This window comes from Tropicibacter alexandrii, from assembly GCF_003667315.2.
GTDB lineage: Bacteria > Pseudomonadota > Alphaproteobacteria > Rhodobacterales > Rhodobacteraceae > Tropicibacter > Tropicibacter alexandrii.
Map to the genome: position 1 here is coordinate 259,618 of NZ_RCTZ02000003.1, position 18,248 is coordinate 277,865.

Sequence of the window (18,248 nt, forward strand, 5' to 3'; positions counted from 1 at the left end):
CGGCTGGGTTACTTGCGGTATTTCGAATGGCAGGCCTTGCAGGTTCCGCCCAATTTCCCCAATGCCGGGCCAAGATCGACTTGCGCCGAAACCGTTCCAATCAACCCTTCGGCCGTGGTTTCCGTGGCCGAGGCGAGCTGCACAAAGTCCTCCCAATCCTGCCAGATCGCGGGCAGCGCCTCGGATTTGGGATCGTCGGCGCGGGTCTCGAACGACGGTTCGATCTGCGCCGATTGCGCGGCGATCTTGGTCAGGGCGTCGTTGGCGGCGACGGCGTCGAACGCCGCTTCGCCCTTGGCCATCGCGCCGATGATCTTCATCTGGTCGCCGATCGCCTTCATGACCTCCATGCGCGCCAGCACGTCCTCGTTCCTGACCCCGCCATGCGCCAGCGCGGCGCTGCCGAGGGCCACCAATGCCACGACGAAGACTGTCTTTTTCAATGTCCCGTTCTCCTTTGTCTTGAAAACCGTCATGCCACCTCGATCCACGTGTTCATGCCGGATGCGGCATGGGCCAGCATGTGGCAATGCATCAGCCACTTGCCGGGATTGTCGGCGGTAAAGGCAATGTCGAGCGGCGCGTCCGGGACGGACAGGATGGTGTCGCGCAGCGGGCCCATGGTGCCATCGGCGCGGACCTCGCGGAAATGCATGCCGTGCAGGTGCATGGCGTGCGGAAACGCCGTGCGGTTGGTCAAGGTGATCCGCGCCACCTCGCCGCGTTTCAGGGCGGCAAAGGGCGTGTCGGACAGGCCCGCCTGACCGGACAGCGCCCAGAACTGGCCTTTTTCGATCAGCGCGCGGAAATCCAGTTGCTCGCCTTGGTAGGTGGCGCCGTCCATGCCCGCCATTGCGCCGCCCTCCATCACCATGTCGAAACGGCGCGCGTTCGACAGGTCCGGCAAAGCGGTGTTCGGATTGGCGGGCAGCGGCGCGGGGGCGGTGTTGCGCGGGGCGCGCGCACCGGTCACGGCGATCTCCACCAGCGCCTCCCAGCTGTCGCCGTCCAGTGACATCAGCAGCCCGGCGGGGCCGTCGCTGGTGGTCACATCCACGATCAGGTCGACGCGCTGCGCCGGGGCAAGAACGATCTCTCCACTCACCTCCTCGGGCGCGTCCAGCGGCATCCCATCGAGCGCGACGGTCCAGCCGGTCATGCCCTCCAGCTTCAGGCCAAAGATCCGGGCATTGGCGGCGTTGATCAGCCGCAGGCGCAGGCGTTCGCCGGTCTCGGCCTGCATCGCATAGGCATATTGCCCGTTCACCCCGATCAGGTTGCCGGTCCGCCCGCCATGGCTCATCATCATCGGGTGGGCGAAGGGTTCGGCGAACGCGCCGGTCTCGGGGTCGAGCAGCCAGTCATCCAGCATAAGCACCTCGTCACGGTCGACGTCCGGCGGGGTGGCCTCATCCACGATCAGCACGCCGGACAGGCCGCGCGCGACCTGCTCCATCGAGTTCTTATGCGCGTGATACCAATAGGTTCCGGCATCGGGCACGGCAAAGTCATAGTCGAAGGTCTCGCCCGGCGCGGCGGGGTCCTGCGTCAGGCCCGCGACCCCGTCCATCGCATTGTCGATGCGGATGCCATGCCAATGGATCGAGGTCGGCACGTCCAGGTCGTTCACCAGTTGCCGGGTCACGCGCCCGCCCTGCGGCACGCGGATCAACGGCCCGGGAATGGTCCCGTCATAGGACCAGACCTCGGTCGCGGGATACCCTTCGGGAGCCAGTTGCACGGTTGCCTTGCGCGCGGTCAGCGCCTCGGGGGCGGCCAAGGCGGGGCGGGCCAGCGCCATCCCGGCGACACCGGCCATCCCGGCGCAAAAGCTCCTGCGGGTCAGTTTCATGCGCATCTCCTCGTTTGTGCCATTGGTGCGCCGAAGCGCTTATCGGGTGCGATCCCGGCGATATCGGCTTTGGTCAGTCCCGGCTGTGCGGACAGGCCACCATGGTGCCCACGCCCTTTTATAGGGTGCATCCGCGTCAGGGCGACCCCCATATTTCCGGCCACATGTCGATCCTTGGCGGGATGCCGTGCAGCGTTGGTCATCCAACGCTGGTCTCGGACAGGAGAGGGGGATGATGCGGACCGCGCAACGCGTGTCCGCTTCTTTGCGCGCCTCGACGGCGGGCAACCAAGCCAATCGCTGCGGGGCGGCATGGCCCGAGCGCCCATGGCCGATCTGTCGGGTGGGCCTGACGCCGGTCAGGCCTCCATCAGGGCTGGATGGCGCTCAATGGGCAGGTGGCTTGGTAGCGGCGCGCGCGCTTCGGGCCAGGTCAACAGCAGGATCGCGCAGCCGGTGACGGATTCGCGGGCCATCATGTCAGTCAGCTGCGCGACCGGTGCCGAAAACTGGCGCTGCCCCGGTTTCGAGGCATCGACGACCACGTCGATCCGGGCGTCGGGCGGCAGCCCCCGCGCCATCAACGCGCGGGCGATCCGATCGGCCTGACGCGCGGCCATGTAAAAGGCCGTGGTCGTGCCCGGCCCGGCCAGCCGGGTGCAATCGGGCAGGGGGTCCTCGGCGCTGCCGGTGCCGGTGGCCAGCACCAGCGTGTTGGACACGCCGCGTTCGGTCAGCGACCGCCCCAAGGCGGCGCCCGCCGCTGAAACGGCGGTGACCCCGGGGACCAGCTCTATCGCGATGCCGGCGGCGCGGGCGGCGTCGATTTCCTCTCCGGCGCGGCCAAAGATCCCCGGATCGCCGGATTTGAGCCGCACCACGCGCCGCCCCCTGAGGGCCTCGGCGACGATCACGCGATTGATCCGCGCCTGCGGCCACGCATGTGCGCCGACATGCTTGCCGACAAAGACTTTTTCGGCCCCGGGCCGCGCAAGGTCCAGCACGTCGTCATCCACCAGCCGGTCGTAAAAGATCACGTCGGCGGCCTGAATGCGCTCGACCGCGCGCAGGGTCAGCAGGTCGCGCGCACCGGGACCGGCCCCGACGAGGGCGATCTCGCCGCGGCGGTTGGCGGGGCAGGTTGCCTCGGCAGACCGGGGCGTGGACCGGTCGCGGTCCTGCTGCCAAAGCGCTTGCGGATCACGCTGGAACGCGCGGGCAAAGGCGGCGTGCAGGCGCGGGGCCAGATCGCGGCCCAGCCGGTCGCGCAAGGCGGCAAACCCGGCAAGGGTCACGGGGCGGGCAGACGGGGCGAGGGCTTTCATCGTGCGGGGTCCTTTTAGGCGGCGTGGGGCCGGGCGCCACGCGCCCAAAGCTCGGAGGCAAGGCCTCGGGGCTGGGTCCGGCCCAACGTGTCCAAGGCAAGCTCGGCGGTGCCGAGCACGGTTTCGACGTCAAAGGCCGTGGCGGTCTGGCGGTCCAGCGGCAGCGCGGCGGTATCGGACAGGCGGCGCGCCTCATCGATCCGGGCGGGCAGGGTGGTCTCCCACGGGGTGCCGTCGCGCAGGCCGAAGGCGGCGATGGCCTTGGCGGGGTAGCGTTCGAATTCGCCGCCGCCGCCCTTGATCACCGACAGGTCCTGCCAGCCCATCAGCCGCGCGGCTTCCGCCTGCAGCAGCCGGTAGGACGGGTGAAAGACGCCCTGCACGCTGGCCGCCGCGCGGCCCGGGTTCAGCATGCGGCAGACCGTGTTGATGCAGGACCGCAGGCCCAGCACATCGCGCAGGGACAACAGGGCGAACAGCGCCGGGTGCAGGGCTTCGAGCGGCATGTAGGCAATGCGGTCGCGGTCGAGCAGATCGGCGGCCTCCGCCGGGGTGCGGGCCACGGCGATCCCCGCCGCCGCGAGGCCCGCGCGCACCTTCGGGTCGGTGCCGTTCCAGCCATGGATCAGCACGCGATGACCGGCCTGCGCCACCAGCCGCGCCGACAGCAGGAACCACGGCTGGCCGCGCGTCCGGCCCGCCGCGTAGCTGGGCCAATCGAGGTCGACCGGCGGCATCTGCGGCAGCGCCGCGCAGGCCGCACCGGCAAGGCCCGCGATCTCTGCGGCGGTCTCGCCCTTCATGCGCAGCAGCATCAACAGCGCGCCTGTCGCCTCGGGCGCGGCGCCGTCCAGCATCAGGCGCATGGCGTCCTGCGCCTCGTCCTGCGTCAGCGACCGCGACCGGCCCGGGCCGCGCCCCAGCGTGCGCACATGGTCAGACAGGCTCATTCCGCCGCCTCCCTGACCTGCGCCGCGCGCAGAAGCGCCGCGATTTCCGGCTTGCACGATCCGCAATTCGTCCCGGCCTGAAGCGCCGCGCCCACGGCGTCGACGCTGAGCAACCCGTCGCCTTCGATCGCGCGCAGCAGCGTGCCCACGCCCACGTTGAAGCAGGCGCACAGCACCGGACCGGGATCGGGCATGTCGGCGGGCGGGCGGCCTGACAGGACGCCATGGGCCTCCTGTCCGGGCAGCGTCGCGAGGTGGTCGCGCATCACCGCCACCGGCTCTGGCGCGACAAACAGCGCGCCCTGCAAGCGCCCGCCTGCAAAGACCGCGACGCGGGCGATGCCACGCGCCGCGTCGAGGATCACCGCCGTTTCACCCTGCGGCAGGCCGAACAAGCGCAGCGCCTCGGCCTCCCAGTCGGCGACCGGCGCCTCCCCCGCCAGTTCCGCCCGCCAGCCCGCCTGCGTGCGCATCCGCGCCCAATAGGCGCAGTCCGGCACCATGTCCGTGCGCGAGACCGCGAAGCCGTACCATGCGGCGGCAAAGGGCTGGACGGCGACCACGCTGGCCTTGCTTTCGGGTTGTCCCGAAACCGGGTCGGTGACCGGGGCCACAAGCGCATCGATCCGGGCCGAGGGCGCGGTCTCGCCCGTCCAGTGCATCGGCGCAAAGACCTGCCCGGGCTGCACCGCATCGGTGATCCGGGCCCGAAGGATGGCGCGCCCCTGCGGGCTGGTGACGCGGACGAGGTCGGCCGGGACGATGCCCTGCGCGCGGGCGTCGTCGGGATGGATGTCAAGGAATGGTTCGGCCAGATGCGCCGACAGGCGCGGGCTGAGCCCGGTGCGGGTCATGGTGTGCCACTGGTCGCGCACCCGGCCGGTGTTCAGCCGAAACGGGTAGCGCGGCGCGGTCTTTGCCGCAGGTGCGCGGTGGCTGACGGGCAATAGGCGCGCCTTGCCATCGGCGTGGAAAAACGCCCCATCCCCGAAAAAGCGCCCGCCCTGCCGGGCCTCGGTCACCGGCCAGCGGGTCGGCGTCAGCCGGTCGTAGCCCGCATCGGTCAGCCCCTTCAGCCCGGAAATGTCGAAATCGCGCCCAAGGCGCCCGGCGATGCCCGACAGGGCCGCGTATTCGCGAAAGATCTCTGCGGGCGTGGCATAGTCGAAGGCCTTGGCAAACCCCATGCGCGCGCCCACCTCGGCGAGGATCGCCCAGTCGGGGCGCGCTTGGCCCGTCGCGGGCAACACGGCGCGCTGTCGGCTGATGGTGCGGTCGGAATTGGTGACGGTGCCCTCCTTTTCGGCCCATGCGGTCGCGGGCAGCAGCACATCGGCCAGCCGCGCGGTATCGGTCTGGGCGGTGATGTCGCTGACCACGGTGAAGTCGCAGCCCTTGATCGCGGTGCGCACGGCGTCGGCATCGGGCATCGAGACGGCGGGGTTGGTGTGGATGATCCACAGCGCCTTGATCCGCCCATCGCCCACCGCGCGGAACATGTCGACGGCCTTCAACCCCGGAGCCTCGGGCATGGCGGGGGCCTGCCAGAAGTCGCGCACCGCGGCGCGGTGATCGGGGTTCTCGATATCGAGGTGACAGGCGAGCATATTGGCCAGGCCGCCAACCTCGCGCCCGCCCATGGCGTTGGGCTGGCCGGTGACGGAAAGCGGCCCCATGCCGGGCTGGCCGATGCGCCCCGTCGCAAGGTGGCAGTTGAGGATCGCGTTGACCTTGTCGCTGCCGGAGGAGGACTGGTTCACCCCTTGGCTGAAGACGGTCACGACCTTCTCGGTCCGCATCCACAGCTGGCAGAAGGCGTCGATCTGGGCGTCGGACAGGCCGGTGACGGCGGTCTTGTCGTTGAACGCCGCGTCCAGCGCCGCGTCGAAGCCCTGTGTGTGCCGCAGATAGGCATTGTCCAGCGCGCCGCCTTCATACAGCGTCACCAGCAGGCGGTTGAACAGCGCCACGTCGCTGCCAGGTTGCAGCGGCAGGTGCATGTCTGCCCCATCGCAGGTCGCGGTGCGGCGCGGGTCGATCACGACGATCTTGGTGCCGCGCGCCTGTTTCGCGGCCAGCACGCGCTGGTGCAACACCGGGTGACACCATGCGAGGTTGGAGCCCACCAGCACGACCAGATCGGCCTCGTCGAGGTCCTCATAGGTGCCGGGCACGGTGTCGGTGCCGAATGCGCGGCGGTGCCCCGCCACGGTCGACGCCATGCACAGCCTTGAATTCGTGTCGATATTGGCCGAGCCGATGAAGCCCTTCATCAGCTTGTTGGCGATGTAATAGTCCTCGGTCAGCAACTGCCCCGAGACGTAGAAGGCGACGCTGTCCGGCCCGTGCGTGTCGATGGCGGCGCGGAATTTGTCGGCCACCAAGGTCAGCGCATCATCCCATGTTGCATCCTGCCCGTCGATGCGTGGCGCCAGCAGGCGGCCCTCCAGCCCCACGGTTTCGGCCAGCGCCGAGCCCTTGGAACACAGCCGTCCGCGGTTCGCCGGGTGGTCCGGGTCGCCGCGCACGTCAAGCCCGCCTTGGCCATCGGCGCGCAGCAACACGCCGCAACCCACCCCGCAATAGGGGCAGGTCGAGCGGGTCTCGGGGAAGCCCGCACCGTCCATCACGCGGCGCTCCGTTTGCCGACGGCCATGCCGTCGAGCAGCACGCGGCCCGCCTCGATCCGCACCGGGTAGGTGGCGATGCGGGCATCCTCGCCCACCGCCTGCCCGGTGTTGAGGTCAAAGACCCAGTTGTGCAGCGGGCAGGTGACCTTTTGCCCGTGGACGATCCCGTCGGCCAGAGGCCCGCCCTTGTGCGGGCAGGTGTTGGACGCGGCAAAGACCTCGGCCACGGCAGTCCGGAACAGCGCGATGCAACCCACCGGCGTCTTGACCACGCGCGCGCCGCGCTCGGGGATGTCGTCAATGGCGGCGATGTCGATCCAGCTCATGGCGTCGGCTCCTTGCAGACCGTACAGTCTTGCCCCACCCGTCCCGGGCTTGACCCGGGACCTTTGGGTCGGGGCGCGTTGAGGGGGAGGCCCCCGGTCAAGCCCGGGGCGGGTGTCGCGCCGTTCATTCCGCAGCCTCCAAGGTGAGGTCGGCAAGGGGGGCGTAGGCGCGGGGGCGCGCGGCATGTTCGGCCCACGGGTCCTTGCGGTAGATGGATTGGGACAGTTCAAAGGCGTCGACCAAGCGTTGCCTTTCGGCAGGATCAAGGATGCGCTCTCGCACCCAGTCCAGCCCGACCTTGCCCAGCCATTTATAGGGCCGGTCGAGATACTTGGCGTTCTCGCGGTACAGCTGGACAAAGGCCACGGTGACGGCAATCGCCTCTGCCTCGGTTGCGACGTCGATCAGCCGCTCGGTTTCCTTGACATCCATGCCCGCCGCCCCGCCGACGCCGACCTGATAGCCACTGTCGACGCAGACGATGCCCACATCCTTGCAGGTCGCCTCGGCGCAGTTGCGGGGGCAGCCGGACACTGCCAGCTTGACCTTGTGCGGGGTCCACGACCCCCACAGCGCCTGTTCGAGCTTGATCCCCAGACCCGTCGAGTCTTGTGTGCCAAAGCGGCAATGATCGGTGCCGACACAGGTTTTCACCGTGCGTAGCCCCTTGGAATAGGCGTGTCCAGACACCAGCCCCGCGCGGTTCAGATCGGCCCAGATATGCGGCAGGTCCTCGCCTTTGACGCCCAGCAGGTCGATGCGCTGACCGCCGGTGACCTTGACGGTCGGCACGGCGTATTTGTCCGCCGCATCGGCGATGGCGCGCAGCTCGTCCGGGGTGGTGATCCCGCCCCACATGCGCGGCACGACGCTGAAGGTGCCGTCCTTCTGGATGTTGGCGTGTTTGCGTTCGTTGACGAAGCGGCTTTGCGGATCGTCGCGATACTCCAACGGCCAGTCCGCCAGCAGGTAGAAGTTCACCGCCGGGCGGCAGACATGGCAGCCGTTCGGCGTCTTCCACCCCAGTTCCTGCCAGACGGCGGGTTGGGATTTCAGCGCCTTGGCCTTGATCAGCCGCCGCACGTCCTCGTGGCTGAGGTCGCAACAGCCGCAGATCGGCTGGGCGGTGGGCATCTGGAAGGCGTCGCCCAGCGAGACCTGCAACACCTGTTCCACCAGCCCTGTGCAGGTGCCGCAGGACGCGCTGGCCTTTGTCGTGGACCTGACCGCCGCCAGATCATGCGCGCCGCCCGCGATGGCTTCGGTGATGGTGCCCTTGCAAATGCCGTTGCAGCCACAGATTTCCGCCTCAGGCGGCAAGGCTGCAACGGCTGACAGAGGGTCCGCTTGGGCACCTCCCTGAAAGGCCGGGCCGAAGATCAGCGTCTCGCGCATGTCGTCGATGGGCGTACCGTCCTTGATGAGGCCAAAGAACCATGCCCCGTCGGCGGTGTCGCCATACATGACGGCACCGATCAGGCGGTCTTTCTCGATGACCAGCCGCTTGTAGACGCCGCGCGACGGGTCGCGAAAGACGATGTCCTCGCGGCCCGGCGCATCGGCAAAGTCGCCCGCGCTGAACAGGTCGCAGCCGGTGACCTTCAGCTTGGTCGACAGGGATTTCTGAACAAAAGCCGCCTCTTGCCCCAACAGAGTCTGGGCCGCGACCTTTGCCTGTTCGTAAAGCGGCGCGACAAGGCCGAAGACCGCGCCCTGATGTTCGACACATTCGCCGACCGACAGGATATCGGGGTCGGAGGTGACCATCTGGTTATCCACATGGATGCCCCGGCCCACGGCCAGACCGGCCTCCTTGCCAAGCGCCACGTTCGGGCGGATGCCCACCGCCATCACCAGCAGGTCGCAGGGCAGTTCGGTGCCGTCGTCCAGCATCAGCGCCTTCACATGGCCGTTTTCGCCGAGGATCTCCTTGGAGTTCGACTGCAGGCGGACGGTGATGCCTTTGTCCTCCAGCGATGTCTTCAGCAGATAACCCGCCGCCTCGTCCAGTTGCCGTTCCATCAGGTGGCCCATGATGTGCACCACGGTGACGTCGGCACCGCGCGCGGCCATGCCTGCCGCGGCCTCCAGCCCCAGAAGGCCACCGCCGATCACAACGACGCGGCGACCAGCGCCCATGGCCATCATGCGCTGCGTGTCTTCGAGGTCGCGATAGGCGATCACGCCGTCCAGATCGTGCCCCGGCAGCGGGATGATGAAGGGCAGCGAGCCTGTGCCGATGACCAGCTTGTCATAGGCGACCGGGCCATGCGTGCCGGTGACGACCTTGGCGGCGCGGTCGATACCGGTGACCCACTCGCCAAAGCGGCAGGTCACGCCATGGGCGTCGTAGAACGCCTCGTCATGGGTGACGATCTCGTCATAGGTTTTTTCGCCCGACAGCACCGGCGACAGCATCAGCCGGTTGTAGTTGCCGCGCGGCTCGGCGTTGAACAGGGTGATGTCGTAGGCGTCGGGGGCCGTCTCGACCAGCGTCTCGATCAGGCGGCCCGAGGCCATGCCCGCGCCGATGATGACCAGTTTCTGTTTCATGTCCCTCACTCCGCGGCCAAGGCTTGGGGTTTCGGTTTGGATTTGGGTGTCCCGCCAGAGGCGGGCTTTGGCGTGCGGCCGTGTTCGTATTCCTCAAGGAAATCAAGCACGTCCTGCCGGTAGGCGTAGTAATCGGGGTGTTCGAGCAGCGCCTTGCGGGTGCGCGGGCGCGGCAGGTCGACCTTTGTGATCTTGCCGATGGTGGCCTGCGGGCCGTTGGTCATCATCACCACGCGGTCGGCCAGCAAGATCGCCTCGTCGACGTCATGGGTGACGCAGATCGCGGTGACCCTAGTGCGGGACCAGACCTCCATCAGGACCTCTTGCAGCTCCCACCGGGTCAGGCTGTCGAGCATGCCAAAGGGTTCATCCAGCAGCAGCAGTTTCGGCGACAGGGCAAAGGCGCGGGCGATGCCGACGCGCTGTTGCATGCCGTTCGACATGTCGCAGGCGGGCTTGTCCATCGCATCGGCAAGGCCCACCCGTTCGAGGTAATAGTCCACCACGTCCTGCCGTTCGGCCTGAGATGCGCGGGGATAGACCTTGTCGACGCCAATCGCGCAGTTCTCGCGCGCCGACAGCCACGGGAACAGGTTCGGCGACTGGAAGACCACGGCGCGCTCGGGATCGGCGCCCTCGACATGGCGGCCATCCAGCTTGATCGCGCCCTTGGAAATGCCATTCAGACCGGCGGCCATGGTCAGGACGGTGGATTTGCCACAGCCGGAATGGCCGATCAGGCTGATGAACTCGCCCCGGTCGATTTTCAGGTTGAAGTCCTCGACCACGGTCAGCCGGCCCTTGGGCGTCGGGTAGATCTTGTGCAACTGGCTGAAATCCAGAAAGCGGTCGTCGATCAGGCCCTCTTGGGCGTCCTTCACCGCCGCCGGAACGCCATGGATCGGGGTGACGTCGGGCAGTTGGCGCGCGCCTTCGATGCGGGCCTCGATGCCCACATCCATCAGGTAGCCGGTGACCTCGGCGCGCAGCCGCTTGAAGGTCTCGTTGGTGTTCATCGCAACACGGTCGCGGGGGCGGGGGAGGGTGACCGTGAACTCGGCCCCCAGCGTGCCATCCGGGTTCAGCGCGATGATCCGGTCGGCAAGGATGATCGCCTCGTCCACGTCGTTGGTGATCAGCACGCAGGTCTTCTTGTCCGCGTCCCAGATCGCTTCGATCTCGTCCGCGAGGTTGGCGCGGGTCAGCGCGTCGAGCGCGCTGAGCGGTTCGTCCAGCAGCAGCACCTCGGGGTTCATGGCCAGCGCACGGGCGACGTTGACCCGCTGGCGCATCCCGCCGGACAATTCGGCGGGACGGCGCGTGGCCGCGTGGCCAAGGCCCACCATGTCGACGTAATGCGCGACCTTCTTCGCGCGTTCGGCCCGCGACAGTCCGGGAAAGACGGTGTCGACCGCCAGCCCCACATTGCCCGCCACGGTCAGCCACGGCATCAGCGAATAGCTTTGAAAGATCACGCCGCGTTCCGGGCCGGGGCCGGTGATCGGTGCGCCTTTGAAGGTGACGCTGCCCTTGGTCGGGGTCTCAAGCCCCGCCATCAGGTTGATCAGCGTCGTCTTGCCGGTGCCTGAGAAGCCGAGGATGACGAGGAATTCGCCTTCCTGAACGTCGAGGTCGATGTCGTTCAGCACATGGGTTGCATGAACACCGGAGCCGAAGCTTTTGGAAACGCTTTTGAATTCGAGAATACTCATGAGTAACTCCTTTTTGCGCTATCGCGTCGCTACTTGAGCGCGAGTCACCGGTTGTTCGTGAAGGTGAACAGGGATTGCAGCGCGAACATCACCCGATCCAGCAAGAAGCCGATGATCCCGATGGTGAAGACCGCGACCATAATCTTGGCGAGCGACGAGGAGGACCCGTTCTGGAATTCGTCCCAGACGAATTTCCCAAGGCCGGGGTTCTGCGCCAGCATCTCTGCCGCGATCAGCACCATCCAGCCCACGCCCAAGGACAGACGCAGCCCGGTAAAGATCAGCGGCAGCGCCGAGGGCAGCACCAGCTTGGTGATCTTGACCCGGGTGTTCATCTTGAGGACCTTCGAGACGTTGACCAGATCCTTGTCGATGCTGGCCACCCCCAGCGCGGTGTTGATCAGCGTCGGCCAGAGCGAGCACAGCGTCACGGTGATGGCCGAGATCAGGAAGGACTTGGCAAACAGCCCGTCATTCGTCGCATAGACCGCGCTGACGATCATCGTGACGATGGGCAGCCATGCCAAAGGCGAGACCGGTTTGAAGATCTGCACCAGTGGGTTGATCGCGGCGTTTGCGGTCGGCGACAGGCCCGCCGCGATGCCCAGCGGCACGGCGATCACCGTGGCCAGCAAAAAGCCGAAGAACACCGTCTTGATCGAGGTCCAGATCTGTTCGTAGTAAGAGGGCGCGCCGGTATAGGCGATGGTCTTGACCTCGTCGGCCTTGCCCGCCTCGATCAGCTTTTGGTTGCGCTTCTCGACCATCGTTTCGAATTTCTCGCGCTTTTCGGCTTTGGCGCGGGCATCTTGATGGAGGTTCACCACCTCTTCCCAGACCTGAGCGGGGCCGGGCACGGCGCCAAGGCTGGTCTGCACCTTGGGGGCCAGCGTGCCCCACATCAGCAGAAAGGCGCAGATGGCCAGCAAGGGCACGACCAGCAGACGCCAGATTTCTTTGCCTTGCGCGCGGGGATTGTCGCCAGCGGCGGCGCGCAGGATCGGGGTGATCCACGCCAGTCCCAGCACCTGAAACCACTTGTCGGCGGTGGTGATGCGGCTGAACAGGCGCGCGCGGCGGGCCTCGCGGTCGGGATCGGTGGCGGTGAAGTTCGGATCGACGGTTGTCATGTCATGGTCCTCTTTCGGAGGGAGAGGCCCCGGTCAGATGCCCGGGCTGCGGTGTCAGGGAGTGAAACACGCCCCGGGCCGTGACCCGGGGCCTCTTGGTCGTCAGCCCTTCACGTCGGTGCCGACGACGGTCTGTTCGCCCTTCAGGCCGATCGGCAGGCTGTCGAGATAGGCGTTCGGGAAACGGCCGTCATAGGCGATGCCGTCGATGATGTCCTCGGCCGGGGTCGGCGCCTTGTAGCCGTCGCTGTCCCACGGGAAGTCCGCCTCGTTCGCCAGCCCCTCGTCGACCAGCATCCGCGCGGCCTGAAGGTAGATGTCGGGCTTGTAGACGGATTTGGCGACCTCGTCGTACCAACTGTCGGGCTTGGCCTCGGCGATCTGGCCCCAGCGGCGCATCTGGGTCAGGTACCAGATCGCGTCCGAGTAGAACGGGTAGGTCGCATTGTGCCGGAAGAACACGTTGAAGTCGGGTATGTCGCGCTTGTCGCCCTTCTCGAATTCAAAGAAACCGGTCATCGAATTGGCGATCACCTCGGCATCGGCACCGACATATTCCGGGCGCGACAGGATCTCGACAGCCTCTGGACGGTTGGCGTTGTCGTTCTCATCCAGCCAGATCGCGGCGCGGATCAGCGCCTTGGTCACGGCGAGCGTGGTGTTGGGGTACTCTTCGGCGAATTCGGCGGTGATGCCGAACACCTTTTCGGGGTTGTTCTTCCACAGTTGGTAGTCGGTGATGACCGGCACGCCGATCCCCTTGAAGACCGCCTGCTGGTTCCACGGCTCGCCCACGCAATAGCCGTAGATCGTGCCGGCCTCCAACGTGGCGGGCATCTGCGGCGGGGGCGTCACCGACAGGAAGACATCCGCGCCGATCTGGCCGGTGACATTCTCGGGCGAATAATAGCCCGGATGCAGCCCACCGGCGGCCAGCCAGTAGCGCAATTCGTAATTGTGGGTCGAGACGGGAAAGACCATGCCCATGTTGAACGGCTTGCCCTCGGCGCGGAATTCCTCGACCACCGGGGCCAAGGCCTCGGCGCTGATCGGGTGCTGCGGGCGGCCATCGTCCATCTTGGGGATATGCGGCAGCATCTTTTCCCAGACCTCGTTGCTGACGGTGATGCCGTTGCCGTTCAGGTCCATGGAAAAGGGCGTGATGATATGCGCCTCGGTGCCAAAGCCGATGGTCGCAGCCAGCGGTTGACCGGCCAGCATATGCGCGCCGTCCAACTGCCCGCCGATCACGCCATCCAGCAGCACCTTCCAGTTGGCCTGTGCTTCGAGCGTGACGAACAGCCCCTCGTCCAGAAAATAGCCCTGCTCGTAGGCCACGGCCAAGGGGGCCATGTCAGTCAGCTTGATGAAGCCGAAGGTCAGTTCGTCTTTTTCCAGATCCAGCGCCATGGCGGGGCTGATCAGTGCGGTCGTGGCTGCAAGGCCGAGGAGGAGAGTCTTCATCATCTGTCCTTTCTTGGGCATCACGCCCTGCGAAACGAAAAAAAGGCCGCTCACCGTCCGTGGGTTGGGAGGAACCAACGGAAAGCGAGCGGCCTTGCTCGGGATATCCCTGCCATAGGGAGAAATTTCGTGTCGAACCGCGCCATTGCGGCCCGACAAGATCAGCTTTGATGCAAAGGTGACAAAATTCCAGATATTTTCGCTGCGATGCGGCGTCCTGCCGGGCGGGTCGAAAAATCCGCCTGAAATTTAGTCAGTCCGGCAGGTCGGGATCAAAAATCGCGCCGTCAAAGAACGAATCCGCCAGCAAGGTCAGGTGACCTTTCTGCGAGGCGACGGCGGTGTCGTGGGGAATCGCCCCTTCGAGTTTCTCGGACGCGCCGGGCAGATCGGCCTCGATCGGCATGTGGGCGCGGAACAGGTCGCTGCGATAGACCTCGGAGCCGCGCGCCATCGTCTCGGCCACCGGCAGGCCGTGGCGCAGGGCAAGCCGCCGGGCCACCCATTTGGCCTGACTGCGCCACGGGAAATTGGCGGCACCATCGTGGAATTCGAGGAACCGCGGAACCTCGCGTTGCTCCGCCTGACCCGAGATGGTGAAACGCCCGTTGAGCGCGCGGTCGATCAATTCCGGCGGCACGTCGAGATAGGCCTTGCGCGACAGGATCTCGGCGGCGGTGGTGCGGGTATCGGGGCGGGCCAGCCATTGCGCCGCGCGCCAGACCGCGCGCATCAGCCGCCGCAACAGATGGGGTTCGGTCTCGGCCCAGTCGGTGCGCACCGCCAGCACCTTTTCCGGTGCGAAGGACCAGATCGCCTTGCCCGGCAACAACAGCGCCCCGGACCCCTGATCGACCGCGACCGAGCCCCAGGGCTCGCCCACGCAGAAGGCGTCGATATCGCCTGCGGCCAGCGCCTCGGCCATCAGCGGGGGCGGGACGGTGCGGATGGTGACCTTGGTTCCGCCCAGATCGGTGCCGTCGAACCAGTAATGCAGCAGTTCCACATGCATGGAAAACGGGAAGGGCACGCCAAAGACCAGCGGCCCGTCGGTGACCTGCGCCAAGGCCCGCGCCGCCGCACGCGGGTCGGCGAAATCGAAGCCGAAGCCGGTCGCGCGCAACCGGGCCTCCAGCGCGCGGCCCACGCCGATCACGTCGCCATTGACCGATGTCACCATGACCGCCGAGACGGGCGTCGCCACGCCGCCCAGCCCCAGCGCCATGGCGACGGGCACGGGCGACAGCATATGCGCCGCATCGACCCGGCCAAAGGCCAGCATGTCGCGCACCGACGACCACGAGGGCGCGGCGATCAGGTCCAGCGCGATGCCCTCGGTCTGGGCAAAGCCCATTTCCTGCGCGACGATCAGCGGTGCCGCATCCACCAAAGGCATGTAGGCGACGGGCAGGGTGACGGTCTTCATCTGAGCAGCTCCGATGCGGTGACCAGCGCCTCGGCCACATCGGCGACGCGGCGGCCCTGATCCATCGCGGTCTTGCGCAACAGCGCATAGGCCGCGTCCTCGTCGATCTGCTTGGCCTTCATCAAAAGGCCCTTGGCGCGGTCGATGACCTTGCGTTCTTCCAGTGCGCGACGGGTCTCGGCCAGTTCGGTGCGCATCTGGCGGACCATGCGAAAGCGGGCGATGGCGGTGTCGATCACCGGCTTGATCCGTTGCGGCGCCAGCCCGTCGACCACGTAGGCAGACACGCCCGCCTCGACCGCCGCCTGTGCGAGCCCGCCCGCCGAGTTCGAGACGAACATCGCGACGGGCCGTTCCAGCGGGCCGGAGGCCAGCGTCAGTTCCTCAAGCATGTCGCGGGTGGGGCTGTCGATGTCGATCAGAACGATGTCGGGCTCATGCGCCGCGATGCGCCGGGCCAGCGCGCTGCTGTTGCCGATCACGACCACCTCGCAATCGGTCGCGGCCTTCAATGCGTCGACGATCGCGATGGCACGATCGCGATCCTCTTCGACGACGACGACTGTCAGTTTGGCACCCATGAGGAGGAGATGCGCCATCGTCAGGGCGACATCAAGCGGTTCTCGGCGAAATCGGCCCTGCGGCACGCGCAGGCCCGCGTGGGCCGATTGAAATTTGGGCACGTGTTGGGCGCGCCGCAGGGAAATTTTCGCAAAGCCTGAAACTTTGTCCCCGTGGCTGCGTGACTTGAGGGACAGGCCGGCCAGACGGACCGGCGAATACACAGGGAAAGGACACGACAATGAAGACGTTTGCCACTTTCATGACCGCAGCCGCACTGACCGCCGGTGCCGCGCTGGCGCAAAACCCGATGGTGGGGGGCGCGGCGATGTTTGCCGACCGGACCATCGTCGAGAATGCCGTGAATTCGGCCGATCACGAGACGCTGGTGGCCGCCGTTCAGACCGCAGGCCTTGTCGACACGCTGAACTCCGAAGGCCCGTTCACCGTGTTTGCCCCGACCGATGCGGCCTTCGACCGGATTTCGGACGCAAGCCTGAACGCCTTGATGCAGCCGCAGGCGCGCGCGCAGTTGCAGCAGATCCTGACCTGTCATGTCGTCGCCGCCGAGGCGATGTCCGGCGCGATTGCCGGCATGATCGCCGATGATGGCGGCGTGCATGCGGTTCCGACCGTCGGCGGCTGCACCCTGCAGGCCAGCATGCGCGGCGGCAACATCATCCTGACCGACGAGAACGGGCGCGAGGCGACCGTGACGATCGCCGATGTGGATCAGTCCAATGGTGTGATCCACGTCATCGACCGCGTGCTGTTGCCGGCGCAATAAAGCCACCAGACATTGCGCGAGCGTCCCCGAATTTGCTCGCGCAATCGTGCGCGCCCCCGGCTTGTCCCGGTTCCGCCGGGGGCGCATCTTCCTGAAAGGAGGACCCCATGATCCGACGTACATTTCTGACATCCATCCTGGCGGCGGCGGCCTTGCCCGCCGGCGCTGTCGAGGTCACCCGGACCGAAGCCGAATGGCGCGCCATGCTCACCGATCTCGAATTCAAGGTGATGCGGGAAGAGGGCACGGAACGTGCCTTTACCTCGCCGCTGAACGACGAGACGCGGAAGGGCACCTTTCACTGCAAGGGCTGCGACCTGCCGCTTTACTCATCCGAGACCAAGTTCAAGAGCGGCACGGGCTGGCCGTCCTTTACCGAGGCGCTGCCCAACGCCATCGAGACAAAGCCCGATCGCATCTTTCTGGTGGTGCGCACCGAATGCCATTGCCGCCGTTGCGCCAGCCATCTTGGGCATATCTTCGATGACGGTCCGCCGCCCACGGGCAAGCGCCACTGCATCAACGGCGTCTCGCTGACATTCCAGCCAGCCTGATACGGCGCACAGCCAGACCCGACACGGACCAAAGAAAAACGGGCATTCGGAGATGTGGTCCGAATGCCCGCTGTTCGCGTGAGCGTGGTAACCGTGCCTTAGGTTCATTTCATATGTATCAACTTTCGCGGGTGGGTCCAGTGATAACCTTCCGTCACCGCGAAATCTGCACAGACTTGCCGATCCTTCGGGCAGTCCGGCGGTTTCCCGCCGGGCTCGTGCCTATTTGAAGCTGCGCGAATCCTTGATCTGATCCCAAGCCCAGACGACCTCTTGCAACTGGTCTTCCTGAGAGCGGTCGCCACCGTTCATGTCCGGGTGAAGCACCTTGATGAGCTTCTTGTAGGCCTTGCGGATATCCGCCTTGGTCTCGGCGGTCTCGGCCTCGAGGATTTCGAGCGCACGCTTTTCGGTGGGCGGCAGACGACGACCGCCGCCGGGCTTGGCCCGACCGGGATTGCGCGTGGCATTGTTGCCCAGCACCTGATGCGGGTCCTCGATGCCAAGCCGCGCCCAAGCCTTGGCCTCGGGGTCGCGCCAGTCCTTGGTCTTGCGTTCCCAGACCTTGTCGGCACTGGTCTGCGCGTTCATCTCGGCTTCGGTCTTGCCGTCGAAGAACGACCATTTGGCGTTGTATTCACGGACATGGTCCTTGCAGAACCAGTAGAAATCATCCAGCACGTCGGGCGCCTTGGGGGCACGGAACTTGCCGGGCTCATTGCATCCCTCATGCTCGCAGACCCGCTGCGAGAATTCCTGCTCACCGGTCATGCCCCTCCGCCCACGTGGGTTTTTCTTCTTGGCGGACTTCACGGACATGTCGAAACCGAAGGGATCGGATTTGCTCATTTGGCACCTCTATTCGACTCGGACGCCAGAGTTTAGACATTTCGCGGTAAACTTACAGGGGGCGGCGCATAAAATTCTCGGCATCGTGTGAATGCATGCCATCCCGGTCACAGGAAAAAGGGGCGATC

Annotated in this window: 15 protein-coding genes; 2 read left to right on the forward strand and 13 right to left on the reverse strand. The window is 66.3% G+C overall.

The annotated features are described in order from the left end of the window. Positions 1-8: 8 nt before the first annotated feature. The 12 genes from D8Z78_RS05675 to D8Z78_RS05730 all read right to left on the reverse strand — a co-directional run bounded on the left by D8Z78_RS05675 (position 9) and on the right by D8Z78_RS05730 (position 15,950). Positions 9-443, reverse strand: a complete 435-nt coding sequence (locus tag D8Z78_RS05675) for a c-type cytochrome (RefSeq protein WP_128910619.1) — start codon at positions 441-443, stop codon at positions 9-11. A gap of 29 nt (positions 444-472) precedes the next feature. After that, positions 473-1,852: a multicopper oxidase family protein gene (locus D8Z78_RS05680; RefSeq protein WP_128910620.1), complete on the reverse strand. Its 1,380-nt coding sequence runs from the start codon at positions 1,850-1,852 to the stop codon at positions 473-475. A gap of 359 nt (positions 1,853-2,211) precedes the next feature. Beyond that, on the reverse strand, positions 2,212-3,177 hold the full coding sequence (gene cobA, locus D8Z78_RS05685; RefSeq protein ID WP_128910621.1) for a uroporphyrinogen-III C-methyltransferase: 966 nt from the start codon (positions 3,175-3,177) through the stop codon (positions 2,212-2,214). A gap of 14 nt (positions 3,178-3,191) precedes the next feature. Continuing rightward, the gene (locus tag D8Z78_RS05690; RefSeq protein ID WP_128910622.1) at positions 3,192-4,127 is read right to left on the reverse strand and encodes a glycosyl transferase family protein; all 936 of its coding nucleotides are present in this window, start codon (positions 4,125-4,127) and stop codon (positions 3,192-3,194) included. Beyond that, positions 4,124-6,754, reverse strand: a complete 2,631-nt coding sequence (locus D8Z78_RS05695; RefSeq protein WP_128910732.1) for a nitrate reductase — start codon at positions 6,752-6,754, stop codon at positions 4,124-4,126. Before D8Z78_RS05695 ends, D8Z78_RS05690 begins: the two co-directional genes overlap by 4 nt. After that, positions 6,754-7,083 (reverse strand): nitrite reductase small subunit NirD, encoded by a 330-nt coding sequence (nirD, locus tag D8Z78_RS05700; protein WP_128910623.1) that lies wholly within the window; start codon positions 7,081-7,083, stop codon positions 6,754-6,756. Before nirD ends, D8Z78_RS05695 begins: the two co-directional genes overlap by 1 nt. 124 nt (positions 7,084-7,207) lie before the next feature. Then, positions 7,208-9,637, reverse strand: a complete 2,430-nt coding sequence (gene nirB / locus D8Z78_RS05705) for a nitrite reductase large subunit NirB (protein ID WP_128910624.1) — start codon at positions 9,635-9,637, stop codon at positions 7,208-7,210. 5 nt (positions 9,638-9,642) lie between these two features. After that, complete coding sequence (locus D8Z78_RS05710) at positions 9,643-11,349, reverse strand: ABC transporter ATP-binding protein (protein ID WP_128910625.1); 1,707 nt, start codon at positions 11,347-11,349, stop codon at positions 9,643-9,645. A gap of 44 nt (positions 11,350-11,393) precedes the next feature. Further along, on the reverse strand, positions 11,394-12,479 hold the full coding sequence (locus D8Z78_RS05715; protein ID WP_128910626.1) for an ABC transporter permease: 1,086 nt from the start codon (positions 12,477-12,479) through the stop codon (positions 11,394-11,396). 102 nt (positions 12,480-12,581) lie between these two features. Next, the gene (locus D8Z78_RS05720) at positions 12,582-13,943 is read right to left on the reverse strand and encodes a CmpA/NrtA family ABC transporter substrate-binding protein (RefSeq protein WP_128910627.1); all 1,362 of its coding nucleotides are present in this window, start codon (positions 13,941-13,943) and stop codon (positions 12,582-12,584) included. A gap of 253 nt (positions 13,944-14,196) precedes the next feature. Further along, complete coding sequence (locus D8Z78_RS05725; protein ID WP_128910628.1) at positions 14,197-15,369, reverse strand: CmpA/NrtA family ABC transporter substrate-binding protein; 1,173 nt, start codon at positions 15,367-15,369, stop codon at positions 14,197-14,199. Beyond that, positions 15,366-15,950, reverse strand: a complete 585-nt coding sequence (locus D8Z78_RS05730; RefSeq protein ID WP_128910629.1) for an ANTAR domain-containing response regulator — start codon at positions 15,948-15,950, stop codon at positions 15,366-15,368. Before D8Z78_RS05730 ends, D8Z78_RS05725 begins: the two co-directional genes overlap by 4 nt. 242 nt (positions 15,951-16,192) lie before the next feature. Between D8Z78_RS05730 and D8Z78_RS05735 the strand changes: the two genes are divergently transcribed. After that, complete coding sequence (locus D8Z78_RS05735) at positions 16,193-16,717, forward strand: fasciclin domain-containing protein (RefSeq protein ID WP_240672002.1); 525 nt, start codon at positions 16,193-16,195, stop codon at positions 16,715-16,717. Positions 16,718-16,824: 107 nt separating this feature from the next. Beyond that, entirely contained in the window at positions 16,825-17,271 is a 447-nt protein-coding gene (msrB, locus tag D8Z78_RS05740; protein ID WP_128910631.1) for a peptide-methionine (R)-S-oxide reductase MsrB, read from the forward strand. 222 nt (positions 17,272-17,493) lie between these two features. Here msrB and D8Z78_RS05745 read toward each other — a convergent pair whose 3' ends face one another. Then, on the reverse strand, positions 17,494-18,120 hold the full coding sequence (locus tag D8Z78_RS05745; protein WP_128910632.1) for a DnaJ domain-containing protein: 627 nt from the start codon (positions 18,118-18,120) through the stop codon (positions 17,494-17,496). Positions 18,121-18,248: the final 128 nt, after the last annotated feature.